Origin of the sequence: Xylophilus sp. ASV27, from assembly GCF_016428875.1 — a bacterium.
GTDB lineage: Bacteria > Pseudomonadota > Gammaproteobacteria > Burkholderiales > Burkholderiaceae_C > Xylophilus.
This window is the reverse complement of record NZ_JAELTO010000039.1, coordinates 1-19,613: the sequence shown is the minus strand read 5'-3', so window position 1 is coordinate 19,613 and position 19,613 is coordinate 1. Positions and strand designations below refer to the sequence as shown.

Here is a 19,613-nt window from a genome sequence, read left to right as displayed (position 1 = left end):
GGGAGCTGTGCCGTGGTCCTGCTGGCGATGCTGCAGGACCTGGCAGCCGCCGCCCCGCTGGACGCAGCCGCCGTCCCGGCTTCGACGCTGACCCTGGCTACGCCGGCCGTGCTGTTCCTGCTGCAGCTCTGCGCGGCTGCCCTGGCCGGCCGGATCGCGGTCAGGCGCCTGGGGACGGGCGTACTGGTCGCGGCTTTTGGCGTGGCGGCCGCGTGCGCGTTGCTGGGCGCAGCCGCGCAGCTCGCCGGCCCCTGGCGCGGAGCCGGACTGCTCTGGGCCGTGGCCCGCGTCGCGGAAGCCGTGGCGCTGGCCGGTGCCGCATGGGCATGCTGGCGCGGGCGCCGCCTGCTCTGGGGCGCTGGCGGGGCCGCGCTGCTGCTGATTGCCGCCGCCGTGTGCGAATGGCGCAACCCCTTTGACGGTGCCGAGCTGATGGCGGTCGTGCTGCGCATCGGCGCCTATGCGCTGCTGGGGCATGGATGGAGCGCGGCCCGGGAGTGCCCATTGCCCGAGTCGCCGGTGCAGGAGGCCGAAGACCAGTGGCTGGCCGTGCTGCGGCAGTTGCCCGGCGGCATCACCCGATTGGACCGGCAGTTGCGCATCCGCTTCATCAACGAGACCCACGCCCGCTGGTTTGGCCGCTCGGTCGAGGACTTACTGGGCCGCAGCCTGGCAGAGATTCTTCCGCCCGAGCGCTACGAGCGCCTGGAGCGCCACCTGCATCAGGCGCTCGGCGGCGAGACGGTGGTGTTCGACAACCAGGTTCCGCTGGCACCCGGCGATGTGCGCTACCGGCACAACACCATGGTGCCCGAGCGCTGCAGTGACGGCTCCGTGCAGGGCGTGCTGTACTTCGTGATCGACGTCACCGAGCGGAAGCTGGCCGAGCTTGCCCTGGCCGAGCAGCAGTCGCGCCTGCGCAGCCTGGTCGAAGCCATTCCGGACATGGTGTTCTCCAAGGACTGCGACAGCGTCTACACCTCCTGCAACCAGGTCTTCGCGGATTTCATCGGGGTGACGCCGCAGCAGATCGTCGGCATGACCGACTACGACATGGTGCTGCCGGCCATCGCCGACAACCTGCGCGTGGAGGACCGCCAGGTGATGGAGTCGGGCGAGCCGCTGCGCTCCGAGCGAAAGGTCGCCTCCCTGCGTCGCGACGTTGCCATCGCTTTCGAGACCATCAAGACCCCGCTGCGCGACGCAGCCGGCAACGTGATCGGCGTGGTGGGCGTGTCGCGCGACGTCACCGAGCGCAAACGCGCCGAGCGCGAGATCGAGCAGCTCGCCTTCTACGACACGCTGACCGGCCTGCCCAATCGCCGCCGGCTGCTGTCGCAACTGGAGGAGGCCGTCTGGGTGGCTGCGGCAACAGGCAGCCATGGTGCGCTGCTGCTGATCAACCTGGACCATTTCAAGAACCTCAACGACGTGCTGGGCCACGATGCCGGCGACCAGTGGCTGCAGTTGGTGGCGCAGCGCCTGCAACGGGGTGTCGCTGCCAACCGGGTTCTGGCGCGCCTGGGCGGGGACGAGTTCGCCATGGTGCTGAATGCGCTGGGCGGTGACGCGGCCCTGGCCGCCCAGGCGGCGCGCGAGGTCGCCACTGCCTTGCTGGAACAACTGGCCCAGCCCTTCGACCTGACGGGGCGGCGGCACTACGGCTCGGCCAGCATGGGCATACGCATGTTCAGCCAGCCGGCGCTGCCGGCGGAAGAGCTGTTGCAGCAGGCCAGCCTCGCGGTCGACCACGCCCTGCAGGACGGGCGCAATACACTGCGCTTCTTCGATCCGGCCATGCAGCAGGAACTCAGTGCCAGCGCGGCGCTGGAGGCCGACCTGCACGAGGGCCTGCGCCTGCGGCAGATGCTGCTGCACTACCAGCCCGTCGTGGACACCCAGGGGCGCATGCTCGGGGCCGAGGCGCTGCTGCGCTGGCAGCATCCGCAGCGCGGCATGGTCAGCCCGGCCGCCTTCATCGGGCTTGCCGAGCAGAACGGCCTGATCCTGCCGCTCGGCGAATGGGTGCTGCGCGCGGCCTGCGAGCAGTTGGCGGCGTGGTCGCAGCAGCCGGTCATGCGCGACTGGTACCTGGCCGTCAACGTCAGCGCCCGGCAGTTCCGCCACCCGGATTTCCTGGCCCAGGTGGACCTGGCGCTGGCCGCCACCGGCGCCAACCCGTGCCGGCTCAAGCTGGAGCTGACCGAGACCATGCTGCTGCGCGACACCGAGGATGCGCGGGACAAGCTGGCCCGCCTCAAGGCGCGCGGCATGGGGCTGTCGCTCGACGATTTCGGCACCGGCTTCTCCTCGCTCGGCTATCTGCGGCGCCTGCCGCTGGACCAGCTCAAGATCGACCAGTCCTTCGTGCGCGACATGCTGGTCGATGCCAATGGCGCGGCCATCGTGCGCACCATCCTCGGGCTGGCGCAGAGCCTGGACCTCGACGTGGTGGCCGAGGGGGTCGAGATGCCGGAGCAGTTCGCCTTCCTGCTGGGCAACGGCTGCCGCGCCTTCCAGGGCTACCTGTTCGCGCGGCCTATGCCGGTCCATGACTTGGAGCGGCTCTGGGGTGCGGGGCGTTGAGCGTGTATTGCCAGGAAATGCTGATCGCCGGCGGCGGCATCGGTGGCCTGGCTGCCGCGCTGGCCTGCGTGCGGGCCGGCTGGCGCGCCCGTGTGTTCGAGAGCGCCCCGGCGTTCGCCGAGGTGGGCGCCGGGCTGCAACTGGGCCCGAATGCCACCCGCATCCTGCACCGCTGGGACCTGGGCCCGGCGCTGGCGGAACTGGCAGCCTTTCCCGAGCGGCTCGAGGTGCGCAGCGCTGCGAGCGGGCGCACGCTGGGCCGCCTGCGGCTCGGGGCCGACACCTGGCGGCGCTATGGCGCGCCCTATGCCACCTTGCACCGTGCCGACCTGCACGGGCTGCTGCATGCCGCCGTGCAGGCGCAGGGCGAAACCGCGCTGCACCTGGGCTCGCGCATCGGTGCCCTCAGGCAGCGCGCGGACGTGGTGGCGCTGGCCGTGCGGCGCGACGAGCAGCCGCAGGCCACCGAGGTCGAAGGCGACGCCCTGCTCGGCGCCGACGGCCTGTGGAGCGGCGTGCGCGCCCAGTTGCTGCCGGGCGATCCGCCGCCGCGCGTCACCGGCCAGTTCGCCTACCGGGCGCTGCTGCGCCAGCCGGCATTGCCGGCGGCCCTGCGCAGCAGCCAGGTCACCGTCTGGCTCGGCACCGGGCTGCACGCGGTGCAGTACCCGGTGCGCGGGGGCGAATGGCTCAACTTCGTCGTCCTGGTGGAAGAGTCCGAACCCGGCGCCGCCACCGACCCGCGCGGCTGGGACCTGGACGCCCCGCCCGAAGGGCCGCGCGCCGCACTGCAGGGCGCTTGCGCCCCGTTGCGGGCACTGTGCGAGGCGGTGCCGCACTGGCGCCGCTGGCGGCTGTGCGACCGCCCGCCGGTGGCCGCCCCGGAGACGCTGGCCGCCGGCCGCGTGGCCCTAATCGGCGATGCGGCGCACCCGATGCTGCCCTACCTGGCGCAGGGCGCGGGCATGGCGATCGAGGACGCGGCCGAGATCGGCCATGTGCTGGCCATGGACGCGGTGGACGTGCCGCTGCGCCTGCGCCGCTATGCCCTGCAGCGCTGGCAGCGCGTGGCCCGCGTGCAGGCCCGCTCCACGCGCAACGCCCGGGTCTTCCACGCCAGCGGCGCGCTGCGCTGGGGCCGCGATGCGGCCATGGCCGTGCTGGGCGAGCGCCTGCTGGACATGCCCTGGCTTTACGCCGGGCAGTAACGGTATCGAATGCTACATTTTTTGTAGCTAGAAGCCCAGGTGGAGCCTGGGCTACAACCACTTTTCTATCGTAAATGGTGGGTTTTTACCAGGGAAAGTCCGCCAGCGGCGCCAATCCGTGCCGGTGCCGTGCGCGCTGGCAGGCGTCGCTGCCGGCCTCGAACTCGCGGCAGGGCGAGGGGCGCCATTCGTAGATGCCGCAGCGCGCCGCCTGCCCGAGCGTGCCGGTGAGCGCGGCGCAGCGCGGCGGCTGGTGGTCGGTGCCGCGCATGCGGCTGAGCGTGCCGGTCAGCTCCACGGCCACACCATCGGGCACCGGGCCGCCGTGCTGGTTCAGCTCTTCCACCGAGAAATCGACCCGGAAGCTCGCGCAGCACGCGCCGCAGCGCAGGCAGGGATGGGGCTCGTCCTTCATGTGCCAGCGCGGGGCAGGCCAGGACGCGAAGCGCGCGGCCTGGCGGTGGTCACAGCCTCCCCAGCAGCAGGAATTCCATCAGCGCCTTCTGCACGTGCATCCGGTTTTCCGCCTCGTCCCAGACGACCGATTGCGGGCCGTCGATCACGTCGGCCTCCACCTCTTCGCCGCGGTGGGCGGGCAGGCAGTGCATGAACAGGGCGTCGGGCTTGGCCGCGCGCATCATCTCGGTGTCCACGCACCAGTCGGCGAAGGCCTGGCGGCGCTCCTCGTTCTCGGCTTCGTAGCCCATGCTGGTCCAGACGTCGGTGGTGACCAGGTCGGCGCCGGCGCAGGCCTGCATCGGGTCCTTGAACACCTTGTAGCTGGCGGCCGAGCGCACGCCGGCGATGGACTGGTCCACCTCGTAGCCGCTCGGCGTGCTGACGTGCACGGTGAAGCCCAGGATGTCGGCCGCCTGCAGCCAGGTGTTGGCCATGTTGTTGCCGTCGCCCACCCAGGCCACCGTCTTGCCCTTGAGGCAGTCGGTCAGCGTGCCGCTGCCGTCCGCGGGCCCGCGGTGCTCGATGTAGGTGAACAGGTCGGCCAGGATCTGGCAGGGGTGGAACTCATTGGTCAGGCCGTTGATCACCGGCACGCGCGAATGCGCGGCGAAGCGCTCGATCTTGTCCTGGCCGTAGGTGCGGATCATCACCAGGTCGACCATGCGGCTGATGACCTTGGCGCTGTCCTCGATCGGTTCGGCGCGGCCGAGCTGGCTGTCGCCGGTGGTCAGGTGCACCACGCTGCCGCCCAATTGGTACATGCCGGCCTCGAAGCTCACGCGGGTGCGCGTGCTGGCCTTCTCGAAGATCATGGCCAGCGTGCGGTCGGCCAGCGGGTGGTACTTCTCGTAGGCCTTGAACTTGCGCTTGATCTGCGCCGCGCGCTGGAAGAGCCATGCGTATTCGTCGGCGGTGAAGTCATTGAACTGCAGGTAGTGGCGTATCGGTGCGGTGGTCATGGCATCGGGTTCGGCTGGGTTCGGCGGAAAACGAAAGACGCCGCGGCATTGGGCCGCGGCGCCGGGCTTGCGCAGAAAGGGATCAGCGCGGTTCGGCGAGGAAGGCCTTCACCAGCGGCGCCAGCAGGGCCACGATCTGGTCGGCCTGCGCCTCGGTCAGGATCAGCGGCGGCACCAGGCGGATCACGCTTTCGGCTGTGACCGACAGCAGCAGCCCGGCATCGGCCGCGCGCTGCAGGATCACGCCGCAGGGGCGGTCCAGCTCGATGCCCAGCATCAGGCCCTGGCCGCGCACGTCACGCACGCCGGGCAGGCCGCCGAGTTCGCGCTCCAGCGCGGCCTTCAAGTGGGCTCCGACCTTTGCGGCATTCTCCAGCAGGCCGTCTTCCTCCATGATGCGGATGGTTTCCACCCCGGCGCGCATGGCCAGCGGGTTGCCGCCGAAGGTGGTGCCGTGGTTGCCGGGCTGGAAGATCCGGGCCGCCTTGGGGCCGGCCACCACCGCGCCCACCGGCACGCCCGAGCCCAGGCCCTTGGCCAGCGGCATGACGTCGGGCTTGATGCCGGCCCACTGGTGGGCGAACCACTTGCCGGTGCGGCCCATGCCGCACTGGACCTCGTCGATCATCATGAGCCAGTCGCGCTCGTCGCACAGCGCGCGCACCTGCCGCAGGTACTCCCAGCGCATCGGATGGATGCCGCCTTCGCCCTGGATGGTCTCGAAGAACACCGCGACCACGTCGGGGTTGCCATCGGTGGCGGCCTTGAGCGCCTCGATGTCGTTGAGCGGCACGCGGATGAAGCCCTCGACCAGCGGCTCGAAACCCTTCTGCACCTTGGCATTGCCGGTGGCCGACAGCGTGGCGATCGAGCGCCCGTGGAAGGCGCCTTCATACACCACGATCTGCGGGCGGGCGATGCCCTTGTCGTGGCCGTACTTGCGGGCCAGCTTGAGCGCGGCCTCGTTGGCCTCCAGCCCGGTCGAGCAGAAGAAGACGTTGCTCAGGCCCGACAGCTCCACCAGCTTGCTGGCCAGGGCCTCCTGACCGGGCACGTGGTAGTAGTTGGAGCTGTGGATAAGCTTGCCGATCTGCTCCTGCAGCGCCGGCACCAGCCGGGGGTGGTTGTGGCCCAGCGTGTTGACGGCGATGCCGCCCAGGCCGTCCAGGTAGCGTCGGCCCTCGGTGTCCCACACCCAGACGCCGTCGCCGTGATCGAGTGCGATCGGCAGGCGGCCGTAGGTATTCATCAGGTGGGGCGAGGTGGGCGCTGTCGAGGCGGTCATGCGGGTCCTTCCAGAAGCAGGGAGTTGGGTGGTTTCAGCGAAGCGCGCGCCGCTGAAATGCGATTCTAGGGGGGCGCGCAAGGCGCAGAGGTGACGATTGCGCATCACAGCCATGCGCGCACGAGGGAGTGGGGCGGCCTCGTAGAATACGGTCCCGATGTCGCGGCAGTGACGCCGTCGCGCTCCGCATCCTCCCCGTGACGGCCCGGCCCGCCGCGGCAGGTCCTACCCCAGCCCCTCCACGATGGCCGCCTTCACCGCCAAAGAAATTTTCATCCAGGGCATCACCAGCAATGGTCGCACCTTCCGTCCGAGCGACTGGGCGGAACGGCTGGCGGGCGTGATGAGCGGCTTCCGCCCCGGCGGCCCCGTGCCCGGCAGCCATCTGGGCTATTCGCCCTGGTGCATTCCCACCACCCTCAATGGCGTGAAATGCGTCGTCGTCCACCCCGACCTGCGCGACTACGACGCCATGGCCTGGGACTTCGTGATGAATTTCGCCCGCGACAATGACCTGCAGGTGACCGAGGCCTGCCTGCTGCCCGAGGGCAGGGTCTGACGCCCGTCAACGCGCCCCTGTTCGTGCCACCGCCCGGCGCCCTGGTGCCGACGCAGGAGCAGCGGGCGATCCAGACCGCCCTGCAGCCCACCGTGCTGGTGGAGGCCCATGCGGGCGCGGCCAAGACCACCACGCTGGCGCTGCGCCTGGCCGAGGCCTGGCGCCGCGGCGCCGCGCCCGCCCATTGCCTGGTGCTGACGGCGACCGATGCCGCCTGCCTAGCGATGCGGCAGGCGCTGCGGCGCATCGAGGTGCCGCAGCCGGTAGCGCAGTCCTTCCGCATCGCCACCTTCGAGAGCTTCGCCGCTTCGGTGCTGCGCGGCATCGAAGGCGCTGCGGTGCCGCTGCTGGGCCAGGCGGAGCAGCTCAAGCCCCATGTCTGGGAGGCCATCGACTGGATGCAGGACCGGCAGGAGGACCGCTGGCGCGATGCGCTGCTGTTCCCGTCGCTGGGCGACACCGGCTTCGTCGCCGACTTCCTGGAGCGCATGCTGTGGCTCAAGGGCACGCTGCGGCTGGAGCGCGAAGGCCTGGAAGGCGCGCTGGCGCCCCACCATGCGGAGCAACTGGGCCAGGACTACACCCTGCTGCGGGTGCTGCATGCCTATGAGCGGGTGCGGCGCGGCGCCCATCCGGACCACCCGGCCTTCCGCGGCCCGGGCGATGCCAGCTACGACCTGGCGCGCCACCTGCGGGCCGAGGAAGAGGGCCTGGCCGACGCCTTCCCCGCCGCCTGGCCGCAGCGCCTGCGCCTGCTGCTGGTCGACGAGATGCACGACATGAACGAAGCCATGTACGCCATCCTGCGGCGCCTGCTGCAGCCGGAGTCGGTGTCCTTCTGCGGCGTGGGCGACGTGCACCAGGTGATCCACGCGGCCATGGGGGCAGACCCGGCGTTTCTGCGCGGGCGCATTCCGGAGGACACCGGTCGCCGCGTGGCCCCTTACCGGCTCGGCAGCAGCTTCCGCTTCGACGACAACCTGGCCCGGCGCGCGGGCCGCTTCACCGGGCAGAAGATCGCGTCGGCCGGCACCCATGCCACCACGCTGCAGGTTCACGCCTACCGGGACGAGGGCGATTGCGTGGCGCAAGTGGTCGACACCATCCAGGCCTATCGCAAGGGCCGGCGCAACCTGGCCGGCATGGCCATCCTGCTGCGGCACGAGCACCATTCCATCCTGCTGGAGAACGCGCTGGTCGATGCCGGCCTGCCCTATCGCATCACCGGCTTCGAGAGCTACCTGCAGCGGCCCGAGGTGCTGCTGCTGCGCGGCCTGCTGACCATCGCCACGCGCGACTTCGACAGCCTGCGCAGCCCCGAGACCCTGGGGCGCATGGTCGAGGCCTTCGTCTTTTTCTGCGGCACCCGGTTCGAGGAAGACCCGGCCCAGGCCGACCAGTCGCAGGCCGCGCTGCTGGCGACCGCCATACGGCATTTCCGCGACAACAGCGAGAACCTCTCGGCCTTCCTCGACAACCACGTGCTGCGCAGCGCCGATGCGGGCACCGCGCGCCGGCTGCGCGCGGCCATCGCGGTGGCGCAAGGGGCGGGCGGCGCCGAACTGTTCGACCGCTTCCTGGCGGCGCTGGACATGCCCTGGTTCGTGTCCCAGGTGCTGGTGCAGCCGCAGCGCCGCGTTGCCGCGCTGCGCAACATCGACGGCTTGCGCCAGTTGGCCGCCGGCTTCGACAGCGCCCCGGCCTTCTTCCACCGCCTCAACGAGACGGAAATGAGGCTGGCCGGCCTGCGCAGGAACACGCCGCTGACCGTGGCCAGCGCAGCCGACGTCAAGGGGCTGGAGTTCGACCACGTGCTGCTGCCGTTTCTGCAGCAGGGCGAGTTTCCGGATGCCGAGGGCCGGCCGGCGGACGAGGAAAACCTGTTCTACGTCGCCATCACCCGCGCCAGCCAGGCCTTGGGCCTGTTCCTATCGGCGGCGCGGCCGAGCGAGTTCGTGCAGCGCATGGGCCTGAAATTGCCTGGATGAGCATGTGACGGGCAACAAAAAACCGCCCGAAGGCGGTTTCTTGCTTTGCTACAGCGCACCCGTTGCAAACGGCGGACGGGGAGCCCGTCCGGGCGATGCCTGATGGATTCAGGCGCTGGGGCTGCCGGTCAGGCGGCAGCCGGGGCGGTGGCGAGCGCCTTGACCTTGGCGGCCAGGCGGCTCTTGTCGCGGGAGGCCTTGTTCTTGTGGAAGATGCCCTTGTCGGCCACGGTATCGACCACGCTCTGGGCGCGGGCGAAGGCTTCGGCGGCCTTGGTCTTGTCGCCGGCAGCCACTGCCTTCTCGACGTTCTTCACCGCGGTGCGGTATTTGGAACGCAGCGAGGTGTTCGCTGCGTTGAGCTTGGTGTCCTGGCGGACGCGTTTACGGCCCGACGCGAGGCGGGGGTTCTTTTTCTTCGGCTTGGTGGCCATGGTTCGATTCCTTAGGTGTCTGAGGATGTTGCAGCAAAGCCTATTATTCTAGCAAACCCCAGCCTCCCCACTTCGTGTGGTTCGGGCACCCCTTGCCGAGGGCGATGCCGGCAGACCGGCGCAGCCGGATCCGCGGCATCCTGGGCGGGAAGAGCAGCGGCGCAGGGTGGGGCGAGGGAAGCCCCCTACACTCGGCGCCGTGTCTCTTTTCAAAGCCGCCTCCACCGTCTCGCTGCTGACGCTCGCTTCGCGCGTTACCGGCCTGGTCCGCGAATTGCTCATGGCCTCGGTTTTTGGCGTGAGCGCGCTGACCGACGCCTTCAACGTCGCCTTCCGCATTCCCAACCTGTTCCGCCGCGTGTTCGGCGAGGGGGCCTTCAGCCAGGCCTTCGTGCCGGTACTGGCCGCGACGCGCACCGAGCAGGGCGACGAGGGCGCCAAGGCGCTGATCGACCATGTCGCCACCCTGCTGGCCTGGACGCTGCTGCTGCTGTGCATCGCCGGCGTGGTCGGCGCACCGCTGATGGTCTGGGCCATGGCCAGCGGCCTGGAGCAGACGCCGCACGGCTACGACGCGGCGGTGGTCATGACGCGCTGGATGTTCCCCTACATCGGCTTCATGTCCATGGTGGCGCTGGCCGGCGGCGTGCTCAACACCTGGCGCCGCTTTGCGGTGCCGGCAGCCACGCCGGTGCTGCTCAACGTGACGCTGATCCTGTCCATCGTCTGGGGCGCGCCCTTGTTTGCGCGGCATGGCCTGGAGCCGATCTACGCGCAGTGCCTGGGCGTGATGCTGGGCGGCATGCTGCAGCTGGCGCTGCAGTTGCCCGCCATGCTGCGGCTGGGGCTGCTGCCGCGCATCGGGGCGAGCCTGGGCGCGGTGCGCGCCGCCTGGGCCGACCCGGGCACCCGGCGCGTGGCCCGGCTGATGCTGCCGGCGCTGCTGGGTGTGAGCGTGGCGCAACTGTCGCTGCTGATCAACACGCAGATCGCCTCGCATCTGGCCTGCGGCAGCGTAAGCTGGATCGTCTATGCCGACCGGCTCATGGAATTCCCCACCGCCCTGCTGGGCGTGGCGCTGGGCGTGGTGCTGATGCCGCAGCTGGCCGCCGCGCGCGCCGCCAAGGACGACGAGCGCTACTCGGCCATGCTCGACTGGGGCCTGCGCCTGGTGGTGCTGCTGTCGGTGCCCTGCGTGGTGGCGCTGCTGGTGTTCTCGCGGCCGCTGGTGGCGGTGCTGTTCCACCATGGCGCCTTCACCGACTTCGACGTGCAGCAGACCACGGTGGCGCTGATGGGCTATGGCGTGGGCCTGCTGGGCCTGGTGGCGATCAAGGTGCTGGCCCCGGGCTTCTATGCCAGGCACGACATGCGCACGCCTATGCGCATCGCCGTCTGCGTGCTGGTGCTGACCCAGGCGCTCAACTATTTCCTGGTGCCGCTGCTGCAGCACGCGGCGCTGACGCTGTCGATCGGCATCGGCGCCATGGTCAACGCGCTGTGGCTGCTGATCGGGCTGATCCGCCGCGGCAGCTACCGGCCGCTGCGCGGCTGGGGCCTGTTCCTGATGCAGGTGCTGGCGGCCAGCGCGCTGCTGGCGATTTTCCTGGTCTGGATGTCGATCCACTTCGACTGGCTCGGCATGCGGGTGGACGCCTGGCGGCGCGCCGCGCTGCTGGCCGGCGTGGTGGCGGCCGGCGCCGTGCTCTACCTGGGGGCCGCCTGGGCCGCGGGCGTGAAGCTGCGGCAGATGCTGCGGCGCTAAGCCCCTTTGCTTGACGGCGCCGCTAGCGCGCCGCCAGAATGGTCCATGGATATCCGCTTTTCCGCGCCCACGCCGCTCGAGTACTTTGCTGCGCTGGTCCAGAGCGACGATGAGCTTCCCTTGCTGGAAGCCGCCATCAGCCTGGGCCAGGACGAGTATCCCGAACTGGACATCCAGCAGGTGCTGGGCGACGTCGACCAGCTCCTGGCGCGCGTCAGGCGCCGCCTGCCGGCCGATGCCCCCGCGCTGCAGCGCCTGCGGGTGCTCAACCAGTTCTTCTTTGCCGAACTGGGCTTCGGCGGCAACGTCAACGACTACTACGACCCCGACAACAGCTACCTGAATGCCGTGCTGCGCACGCGCCGCGGCATTCCGATCTCGCTGGCCGTGCTCTGGATGGAGCTGGCCCAGGGGCTGGCGCTGCACGTGCGCGGGGTGAGCTTCCCGGGCCATTTCATGGTCAAGATCAACCTGCCCAAGGGCCAGGTGGTGCTCGACCCGTTCAATGGCCATTCGCTCTCGCGCGAGGAGCTGTCCGAGCGGCTCGAACCCTACAAGCGCCGCAACGGACTGGTGGACGACTACGACGTGCCGCTCGCCCTCTACCTGCAGGCCGCCACCCCGCGCGAGATCCTCACGCGCATGCTGCGCAACCTCAAGGAAATCCACCGCGCCCAGAAGGACTGGGCGCGTCTGATCGCGGTGCAGGACCGCCTGGTGATACTGCTGCCCGCGGCCTGGGTCGAGTACCGCGACCGCGGCCTGGCGCTGGCCGAGCAGGGCCGCGCGCTGGAGGCCGTGGCCGATCTGGAGGTCTACCTGGCGAACGCGGAAGATGCGCTGGACATCGACAGCATCGAAGAACGGCTCGCGCAGCTACGCCGGGCCTTGCATTAGCGCATCCGAAGGCGTCCCCGGCAGCCCGAACTGCCGCCAGGCGCGCCGCAGCTGCGCATCCGACCGAAAACCCGACAGTTCCGCCGCGCGCGTGACGCTAGCGCCGGCCCGCAGCGCCTGCTCGGCCGTGGCCAGGCGCAGGCGGCGCAGCCAGGTCAGGGGCGCGATGCCGGCGTGCAGCAGGAACAGCCGCGCCAGGTGGCGCGGCGAAGTGTGGGCCAGCGCCGCCATGCGCGGCACGGTCCAGTCGTCCTGCGGGCGTTCGCCGACCGCATCCTGTACCCGGTGCAGGCCGGCGTGCAGGTGGTTGCGCCAGGCCAGGAAGGGCGAGAGTTCCGGGTCGTGCGGGCCGCGCCGCAGCGCCACCACCATGGTCTGCGCCACCTGGGCCGCCAGCGCGGGGCCGCAGGCCTCGGAAATGCGGTGCAGCACCAGGTCGATGCCGGCGGTGATGCCGGCGCTGCTGTAGAGCGGCGGATCGAGCACGAATACCCGGTTGTGCACCACGTCGCAGCGCGGCGCCACCTGCTGCAGTTCGTCCAGGTGCTGGTGGTGCGTGGTGGCGCGGCGCCCGGCCAGCAGGCCCGCGCGGGCGGCGACCACCGCGCCGGCGCAGATGGTCACCAGCTCCAGCTGGCCGCGCGCCAGGCGCAGGCCGCGCAGCCAGTGCAGCAGCGTGCGGGAGGCCTCATCATCGACCCGGATGGTGCTGCCCGGCAGGCCGACCAGCACCACCCAGGCCGGGCCGCTCCACTGCGTGGGCAGCGGCGCCAGGCCGCTGATGGCCACGCCAACCGAGCCCATGGCCTGTGGGCTGGGCCCGGCAAATTCCAGCACGAAACGCTCGGGCTGGCCGGCCGCGAGCAGCAACTGGTTGGCGATGCGCAGCGCCTCCGCCGGGCCGGCCCAGTCGAGCACCAGGCTGTTGGCCTGGAGCACAAAAATTACGCGGATGGGTGGCTGGGGTTGCGGTTCCATGGGTAGTCCATCTGGCGCGCGGTGCGCTCGGCCAGCGCGTGGCTGCCCAGGCGTTCGACGAGGTGCAGGCTCATGTCAATGCCGGCACTGATGCCGGCAGAGGTGACGATGCGGCCGTTGTCGACCCAGCGCACATCGCCGCGTACGTCGAGTGCGGGGAAGCGCTCGCGCAGTTCGGCGATGTCTTCCCAGTGGGTGGTGACGGCATCGCTGCGCACCACGCCGCTGGCCGCCAGCAGGAAGGCACCGGTACAGACCGAGGCGACGATCTGCGCGCCGGCCGCCTGGTGGGCGATCCAGCGCAGGGTGTCGGGGCTGGCCAGCGGTGCATCGACCACGCCGCCGGGGACGATCAGCAGGTCGGCCTGCGGGCTGTCCGCCAGCGTGTGCGTGGCCAGCAGTTGCAGGCCCGCGCGTGCCTGTACGGCTTGGCCGCGCGCAACCGAGGCGACCGAAGCCACGTCGAACGGCGCCGCCGTGCCGGGCTGCATCCGTGGGCTGACGCGGCTGGCGGTGGTGAACACCTCGAAGGGGCCGGCGAAGTCGAGTGCCTCTACGCCGTCAAAAGCCAGGATGAGTACGCGCGAGCTCATAGCGCAGCGCGTTCCAGCGCCTGCGGCACGCTGCAGACGGTGGCGAAGCGCCCGGCCAGCACGGTGGCGGTGCGGGCCCGGATGTCGGCGGCGGTGAGCGGCCGGCCGTCGGGCTGGACCATGTCCCAGGTCAGGGTGGCCTCGGGAACGAAGTCCACCTGCCAGCCCAGGTCGGAGGCGTGGCGCGTGGTGGTCTCGCAGCACTGCTCGGTGCGGATGCCGCTGACGACCAGGCGGTTGATGCCCTGCTGCGTCAGCCACACGTCCAGCCCGCTGCCGACCAGCGCGCTGTGGCGCGTCTTGGTGAAGGTGGCGGCGGCCTCGAAGCCGGTCAGGCCCTGCAGCGGGCGGATATGGCCGGAGGCGGGGGAGAACGGGTTGTCCGGCGTGTCCGGGCCGCTGCGGTGGAATACCCGCACGATCGGCCACCCGCGCCCGGCCCATCCGGCGATCAGCGCGTTCTGGGCGGCCAGGTAGGCCGGCAGTTCGCGCGCATCGAAGAAGGGGCGGTGGCGGAACGATTCCTGGACATCGATGACGAGCAGTGCGCTGTGCATTTTCGGACCTTTTTCCGTGGGGATGAAGGTCTCCATTGTCCAGATGATGCCTGGGCCAGCCAGCCTTGACCGGACCAGAACCGGTCATTTCAGGACATTTTCCGGGGCGGCCTTCAGACCAGCCCGCCGGCCTGCAGCTCTTTCTTCAGGTAGGCGTAGTAGAGCGGCGCGGCCACCAGCCCGGCCGGGCCGAACACCGCCTCGGCCACGAACATCACGGCCAGCAGCTCCCAGACCGCCATGTGCGTGCGCTGCCCGACGACCCGGGCGTTGATCACGTATTCGGCCTTGTGGATCAGGATCAGGAAGGCCAGGCAGGACAGGGCGGTGACCGGCGACACCGACAGGCCGACCACCGTGATCACCGCGTTGCAGAGCAGGTTGCCCACGATCGGCACCAGCCCGGCCAGGAAGGTCAGCGTCACCAGGGCCGCGCTGTAGGGCAGGCGCAGGTCCCACAGCGGCAGCACCACGAACAGGAAGATGGCGGTGAGCACCGCGTTGAAGGCGGCGATCCAGAACTGCGCGGCCACGATCTGCCCGAACGCCTCGCCGAACATCTCGATGCGCCGGTGCATCTCCAGCGCCAGCGGCCGGCGCCGCGCGGGCGCCCGGGCATAGCCGGCCAGCACGCCGACCAGCAGGCCGACGTAGGCCAGCAGCAGCGCATGCAGCCAGGCGCGCCCGGCGGTGGCCAGCGCCCCGGCCTGGGTGCGCAGGTGGTTGGCGACGATGCGCTGCAGATCGTCCGCGCCGTCGGGCAGGTGCACGCCGATCTCGGCAGGCAGCTTCAGGCGCAGCTCGAGCACGGTGCGCGCGGTGTGGTCCAGCAGTTCGCGGTACTGCTCGGGCGCATGCAGGATGAAGGTGCGCGACTGCGACAGCGCCGCGCTCAGCATCAGCAGCGGTGCCAGCGCCACCAGCAGCGCCGCCGCCAGTTGCACCGTTTGCCCGGGCCGCTGGCCGGGGCTGGCGCGGCGCCTGGAGCGCAGCCGGTTCAGGGCGCGCGCCAGCCAGCGCGTGGCCAGGAAGCCGATGCAGACGCACAGCAGGCCCGGCAGCAGTCCCTGCCAGATCACCAGCAGCAGCGCGCCGCCCATCACCAGGTAGCTGGCTATCTGCACCCCGCGGGCGGCGTGCCCTGGGCGCGCGACGGGGTCAGGCAGGCCCTGCGCCATGCCGTGCCGTCAGCCCACCACCACGGCCGGGCCCTCGCCGCGCGGCGCGATGGCGCCGATGCGGTGGACCTGCTCGCCCGCGGCGCGCAGCGTGGCCGCGGTGGCGTCGGCGTGTTCCGCGTCCACCACCACCACCATGCCGATGCCGTTGTTGAAGGTGCGGTTCATCTCCAGGTCGTCGATGCCGGCCACCTTCTGCAGCCAGGCGAACAGCTCGGTTTGCGGCCAACTGCCCTTCTCGAGGTGGGCGGCCGTGCCTTCGGGCAGCACGCGCGGGATGTTCTCCAGCAGGCCGCCGCCGGTGATGTGCGCCAGCGCCTTGATCGGGTGCTGGCCGAGGGCCTGCAGCACCGGCTTCACGTACAGGCGGGTGGGCGCCATCACGGCTTCGCGGAAGGGCTTGCCGTCCAGCGTGGCGGGCAAATCTGCGCCGGCGCGCTCGATCACCTTGCGCACCAGGCTGAAGCCGTTGGAATGCACGCCGGCCGAGGCCAGGCCCAGCACCACGTCGCCGGGCCTGACGTTCTGGCCGGTGAGGATCTTGGACTTCTCGACCGCACCGACGGCAAAGCCGGCCAGGTCGTATTCGCCGTCGGGGTACATGCCCGGCATCTCGGCGGTTTCGCCGCCGATCAGGGCGCAGCCCGACAGTTCGCAGCCCCGGGCGATGCCGCCGACCACGGCCGCGGCGGTGTCCACGTGCAGCTTGCCGCAGGCGAAGTAATCGAGGAAGAACAGCGGCTCGGCGCCCTGCACCAGCACGTCGTTGACGCTCATGGCGACCAGGTCGATGCCGACCGTGTCGTGCATGTTCCACTCGAAGGCCAGCTTGAGCTTGGTGCCCACGCCGTCGGTGCCGCTCACCAGCACCGGCTCGCGGTAGCGCTTGGGCACCTCGAACAGCGCGCCGAAGCCGCCGATGCCGGCCAGCACGCCTTCGCGCATGGTCTTCTTGGCCAGCGGCTTGATGCGTTCCACCAGGGCGTCGCCGGCATCGATGTCGACCCCGGCATCTTTGTAGGACAGCGGGGCGGGGGAGGGCGCGGAAGAACTCATGGGAATGCTCGGGAATCGCTGGAGTGGAGGTCGCCGGTGAGGGCTGGGCGGGCGTGCCGGGCGCAAATGCGCCGGGCGACTAGAATTTGGGGCTGATTTTAAGGGCTTGCCCCGGGGCAGCCGCCCCGCAGGCCGTGCCTGCCCTGCCATGTTGCCGTTCCTCTCCCTTTCGCCTCCCCTTCGCCCGCGCCGCAGCGTGCCTCGCTGACGCGCCCACCGCATGCAGCAGATCGCGCTCGATATAGGCCTGTCCACCGGACCCACGCTCGCCAGCTTCTGGCCGGGGCCGAACACGGCCGTGCTGGAACATCTGCGCCTGTGGACCGATGCCCGCAGCGACACCCGCTCGCCGGTGCCGACCTACCTCTGGGGCGAATCCGCCTGCGGCAAGACGCACCTGCTGCGCGGCGTCTGCGAAGCCCTGCTGGCGCAGGGGGCGAGCGTGGGCTGGCTCGACGCCGGCACCGCCATCCCGGCCAGCTACGACGAGCGCTGGACCGCGGTGCTGATGGACGACGTGCACCTCTACGACAGCGTGCAGCAGCATGCGGCCTTCAACTGGTTCGTCAACGCGCTGTCGCCGCGCGACGGCCATGCGCGCTGGGTGCTGGCCGCCGGCGCGCTGCCGCCGGCCGATCTGAAGCTGCGCGAAGACCTGCGCACCCGCCTGGGCTGGGGCCACGTGTTCCACATAGAGCCGCTGGACGAGCCCGAGCGGCGCTCGGTGCTGCGCCAGGCGGCCGACGCGCGCGGCATCTTCCTGGGCGACGACGTGATGGACTACATGCTCAAGCGCTTCAGCCGCGACCTGGGCAGCCTCATGCAACTGCTCGACCACCTCGACGGCTACGCCCTGCGCACCCAGCGCGCCGTCACCATTCCCCTGCTCAAGGCCATGCTCGCTTCCGAGTGAAGGCCCTCTCCATGACCCACGGTTCCCGCCCCCGCCTGGCCCTGTTCGACCTCGACCACACCCTGCTGCCCCTGGATTCCGACCACGCCTGGGGCCAGTTCACCACCACGCTCGGCTGGACCGACCCGGTGGAGTTTGCCCGCCGCAACGACGAGTTCTTCGCCCAGTACCGCGCCGGCACGCTGGACATCCACGACTACGTGCGCTTTGCCACCGAGGCGGCGCGCCTGCGCGGCGCGGACGCGGCCGAGGCCGCCCACCGGCGCTTCATGGACGAGGTGATCCACCCGGCCATCCTGCCCGCCGCGCGCGCCCTGGTGCAGCAGCACCGCGACGCGGGCGACCAGATCCTGATCGTCACCGCCACCAACGCCTTCGTCACCCGCCCGATCGCCGACGCCCTGGGCGTGGCCGAGCTGATCGCGGTCGATCTGGCGCGCGGCGAGGACGGCTGGATCACCGGCGCCATCGAGGGCACGCCCTCGGCGCGCGAAGGCAAGGTGCTGCGCATGGAGCAGTGGCTGGCCGCGCGCGGCTGGCGCTGGGGCGACGTCGAGACCACCTTCTACAGCGACTCCCTCAACGACCTGGCCCTGCTCGAGAAGGTCGACCACCCGGTCGCCACCAACCCCGACCCGCGCCTGCGCGCGCTGGCCGCCGAGCGCGGCTGGCGCATCCTGGACCTCTTTCCGCAAGCCTGCGGTACCAACGAAGAAAAATGATCAAACAGTTCATCGACAAGCTGCTGCGCAAGGCCCCCGGCGGCAGTGCGGCGCGGGCCCGCAAGCCGAACTTCGGCAAGCGCCAGGACGTGCCGCACAGCGTGCACGGCATCGACCCGGCGCTGGTCGACAAGCGCGCCGTCGACGTGGTGCGCACCCTGCAGGAGGCCGGCTTCGAGGCCTACGTGGTGGGCGGCGCGGTGCGCGACCTGCTGCTGGGCCTGCGGCCGAAGGACTTCGACGTGGCCACCAGCGCCACGCCGGAGCAGGTCAAGGCGCTGTTCCGCCGCGCCTTCATCATCGGCCGGCGCTTTCGCATCGTGCACGTGGTCTATGGGCGCGGGCGCGAGCATGAGGTGATCGAGGTCTCGACCTTCCGCGCCTACATGGACAACGCCGCGGCCGAGCAGGTCGCCGGCAACGAGAAGACCAGCAAGAGCGAACTCGCCGGCATGACCCACGCGGTGGATTCCACCGGCCGCGTGCTGCGCGACAACGTCTGGGGCCCGCAGAACGAGGACGCCACGCGCCGCGACTTCACCGTCAACGCCATGTACTACGACCCGCAGACGCAGATCGTGGTGGACTACCACGGCGGCATCAAGGACGCCAAGAAGCGCACCCTGCGCATGATCGGCGACGCCGCCACGCGCTACCGCGAAGACCCGGTGCGCATCATCCGCGCCGTGCGCTTCGCCGCCAAGCTCGCGCCGCTGGGCTTCTCGCTCGACCCCAAGACCGGCGCGCCGCTGGTCGCCTCGCAGGCCCTGCTGGCCGACGTGCCGCAGAGCCGCCTGTTCGACGAAATGCTCAAGCTGCTGCAGACCGGCCACGCCATCGCCACCATCGAGCAGTTGCGCAAGCTCGGCCTGGCCACGGGCATCTACCCGCTGCTGGACCTGGTGGTGCAGCGCGCCGACGAGCCCTTCGTCAAGGCCGCCCTCATGGACACCGACCGCCGCGTGGCCGAGGGCAAGCCGGTGGCGCCCAGCTTCCTGCTGGCCAGCGTGCTGTGGGACGACGTGCGCACCGGCTGGAACCGCCGCATCGAACAGCGCCAGCACGTGTTCCCGGCGCTGCAGGACGCGATCGACGAGGTGTTCGACAAGCGCATCGGCGACGTCTCCGGCCGCGGCAAGCTGGCCGCCGACATGCGCGAGATCTGGGTCATGCAGCCGCGCTTCGAGAAGCGCACCGGCAGCGCGCCCTATGGCCTGGTGGACCAGCCGCGCTTCCGCGCCGGCTTCGACTTCATGCGTCTGCGCGCCGACGTCGGCGAGATCGACGAGGCCCTGGCCGAGTGGTGGCAGGAGTTCAGCACCACCGACGACCTGCGCCGCCAGGATCTGATCGACCAGGTGCGCGACGAGCAGAAGAGCCGCACCCGCAAGGCCGCCCCCGGCGCCGAGGCCGCGCCGCGCCCGGCACGGCTGCGCGCCCGCGCCCCGGCGCAAGACCTGTCTCTTATACACATCT

The 19,613-nt window shown here is 70.6% G+C and carries 18 protein-coding genes; 9 read left to right on the top strand and 9 right to left on the bottom strand.

Features of this window, described 5'->3' with window-relative positions; genetic code table 11:
• Nucleotides 1-12 precede the first annotated feature (12 nt).
• Both JHD63_RS10365 and JHD63_RS10360 read left to right on the top strand, forming a co-directional pair.
• A complete protein-coding gene (locus tag JHD63_RS10365; RefSeq protein WP_198970668.1) occupies nucleotides 13-2,586 on the top strand; it encodes a putative bifunctional diguanylate cyclase/phosphodiesterase in 2,574 nt (857 codons plus the stop codon).
• A gap of 17 nt (nucleotides 2,587-2,603) precedes the next feature.
• Entirely contained in the window at nucleotides 2,604-3,794 is a 1,191-nt protein-coding gene (locus JHD63_RS10360) for an FAD-dependent monooxygenase (RefSeq protein ID WP_198970683.1), read from the top strand.
• 85 nt (nucleotides 3,795-3,879) lie between these two features.
• Here the strand turns inward: JHD63_RS10360 and JHD63_RS10355 are convergent, their stop codons facing one another.
• From JHD63_RS10355 to JHD63_RS10345, 3 genes are all read right to left on the bottom strand, one after another.
• Nucleotides 3,880-4,209, bottom strand: a complete 330-nt coding sequence (locus tag JHD63_RS10355) for a YkgJ family cysteine cluster protein (RefSeq protein WP_198970667.1) — start codon at nucleotides 4,207-4,209, stop codon at nucleotides 3,880-3,882.
• A gap of 49 nt (nucleotides 4,210-4,258) precedes the next feature.
• Entirely contained in the window at nucleotides 4,259-5,212 is a 954-nt protein-coding gene (gene argF / locus JHD63_RS10350) for an ornithine carbamoyltransferase (protein ID WP_198970666.1), read from the bottom strand.
• 82 nt (nucleotides 5,213-5,294) lie between these two features.
• Nucleotides 5,295-6,497 (bottom strand): aspartate aminotransferase family protein, encoded by a 1,203-nt coding sequence (locus tag JHD63_RS10345; protein WP_198970665.1) that lies wholly within the window; start codon nucleotides 6,495-6,497, stop codon nucleotides 5,295-5,297.
• A gap of 244 nt (nucleotides 6,498-6,741) precedes the next feature.
• On the opposite strand from JHD63_RS10345, the gene JHD63_RS10340 reads away from it, so the two are divergent.
• Complete coding sequence (locus JHD63_RS10340) at nucleotides 6,742-7,056, top strand: DUF3579 domain-containing protein (protein WP_198970664.1); 315 nt, start codon at nucleotides 6,742-6,744, stop codon at nucleotides 7,054-7,056.
• 23 nt (nucleotides 7,057-7,079) lie between these two features.
• Nucleotides 7,080-9,044, top strand: coding sequence for a UvrD-helicase domain-containing protein (locus tag JHD63_RS10335; RefSeq protein WP_198970663.1), 1,965 nt, complete (start codon nucleotides 7,080-7,082; stop codon nucleotides 9,042-9,044).
• Between the two features lie 128 nt (nucleotides 9,045-9,172).
• Here the strand turns inward: JHD63_RS10335 and rpsT are convergent, their stop codons facing one another.
• Nucleotides 9,173-9,478: a 30S ribosomal protein S20 gene (gene rpsT, locus JHD63_RS10330; RefSeq protein ID WP_198970662.1), complete on the bottom strand. Its 306-nt coding sequence runs from the start codon at nucleotides 9,476-9,478 to the stop codon at nucleotides 9,173-9,175.
• A 199-nt stretch (nucleotides 9,479-9,677) separates the two neighbouring features.
• Between rpsT and murJ the strand changes: the two genes are divergently transcribed.
• Nucleotides 9,678-11,243, top strand: a complete 1,566-nt coding sequence (murJ, locus tag JHD63_RS10325) for a murein biosynthesis integral membrane protein MurJ (RefSeq protein ID WP_198970661.1) — start codon at nucleotides 9,678-9,680, stop codon at nucleotides 11,241-11,243.
• Between the two features lie 45 nt (nucleotides 11,244-11,288).
• Nucleotides 11,289-12,140, top strand: a complete 852-nt coding sequence (locus JHD63_RS10320) for a SirB1 family protein (protein WP_198970660.1) — start codon at nucleotides 11,289-11,291, stop codon at nucleotides 12,138-12,140.
• On the opposite strand, the gene JHD63_RS10315 is transcribed toward JHD63_RS10320, so the two are convergent.
• From JHD63_RS10315 to purM, 5 genes are all read right to left on the bottom strand, one after another.
• Nucleotides 12,120-13,118, bottom strand: coding sequence for a GlxA family transcriptional regulator (locus JHD63_RS10315; RefSeq protein ID WP_198970659.1), 999 nt, complete (start codon nucleotides 13,116-13,118; stop codon nucleotides 12,120-12,122). The two genes, JHD63_RS10320 and JHD63_RS10315, sit on opposite strands and share 21 nt — an antisense overlap.
• Nucleotides 13,085-13,711, bottom strand: coding sequence for a DJ-1/PfpI family protein (locus JHD63_RS10310; RefSeq protein WP_198970658.1), 627 nt, complete (start codon nucleotides 13,709-13,711; stop codon nucleotides 13,085-13,087). Before JHD63_RS10310 ends, JHD63_RS10315 begins: the two co-directional genes overlap by 34 nt.
• The gene (locus JHD63_RS10305) at nucleotides 13,708-14,268 is read right to left on the bottom strand and encodes an isochorismatase family protein (RefSeq protein ID WP_198970657.1); all 561 of its coding nucleotides are present in this window, start codon (nucleotides 14,266-14,268) and stop codon (nucleotides 13,708-13,710) included. Before JHD63_RS10305 ends, JHD63_RS10310 begins: the two co-directional genes overlap by 4 nt.
• 113 nt (nucleotides 14,269-14,381) lie before the next feature.
• Nucleotides 14,382-15,446: an AI-2E family transporter gene (locus JHD63_RS10300; RefSeq protein WP_198970656.1), complete on the bottom strand. Its 1,065-nt coding sequence runs from the start codon at nucleotides 15,444-15,446 to the stop codon at nucleotides 14,382-14,384.
• A 9-nt stretch (nucleotides 15,447-15,455) separates the two neighbouring features.
• Complete coding sequence (purM, locus tag JHD63_RS10295; protein WP_198970655.1) at nucleotides 15,456-16,502, bottom strand: phosphoribosylformylglycinamidine cyclo-ligase; 1,047 nt, start codon at nucleotides 16,500-16,502, stop codon at nucleotides 15,456-15,458.
• 220 nt (nucleotides 16,503-16,722) lie between these two features.
• Here purM and hda point away from each other — a divergent pair, with 220 nt between their 5' ends.
• The 3 genes from hda to pcnB form a co-directional block, all read left to right on the top strand.
• Nucleotides 16,723-17,415, top strand: a complete 693-nt coding sequence (hda, locus tag JHD63_RS10290; protein WP_198970654.1) for a DnaA regulatory inactivator Hda — start codon at nucleotides 16,723-16,725, stop codon at nucleotides 17,413-17,415.
• A gap of 11 nt (nucleotides 17,416-17,426) precedes the next feature.
• On the top strand, nucleotides 17,427-18,137 hold the full coding sequence (locus tag JHD63_RS10285; RefSeq protein WP_198970653.1) for a histidinol-phosphatase: 711 nt from the start codon (nucleotides 17,427-17,429) through the stop codon (nucleotides 18,135-18,137).
• A partial coding sequence (gene pcnB / locus JHD63_RS10280; RefSeq protein ID WP_198970652.1) for a polynucleotide adenylyltransferase PcnB occupies nucleotides 18,134-19,613 on the top strand: 1,480 nt, incomplete at its 3' end. The genes JHD63_RS10285 and pcnB, both read left to right, overlap by 4 nt.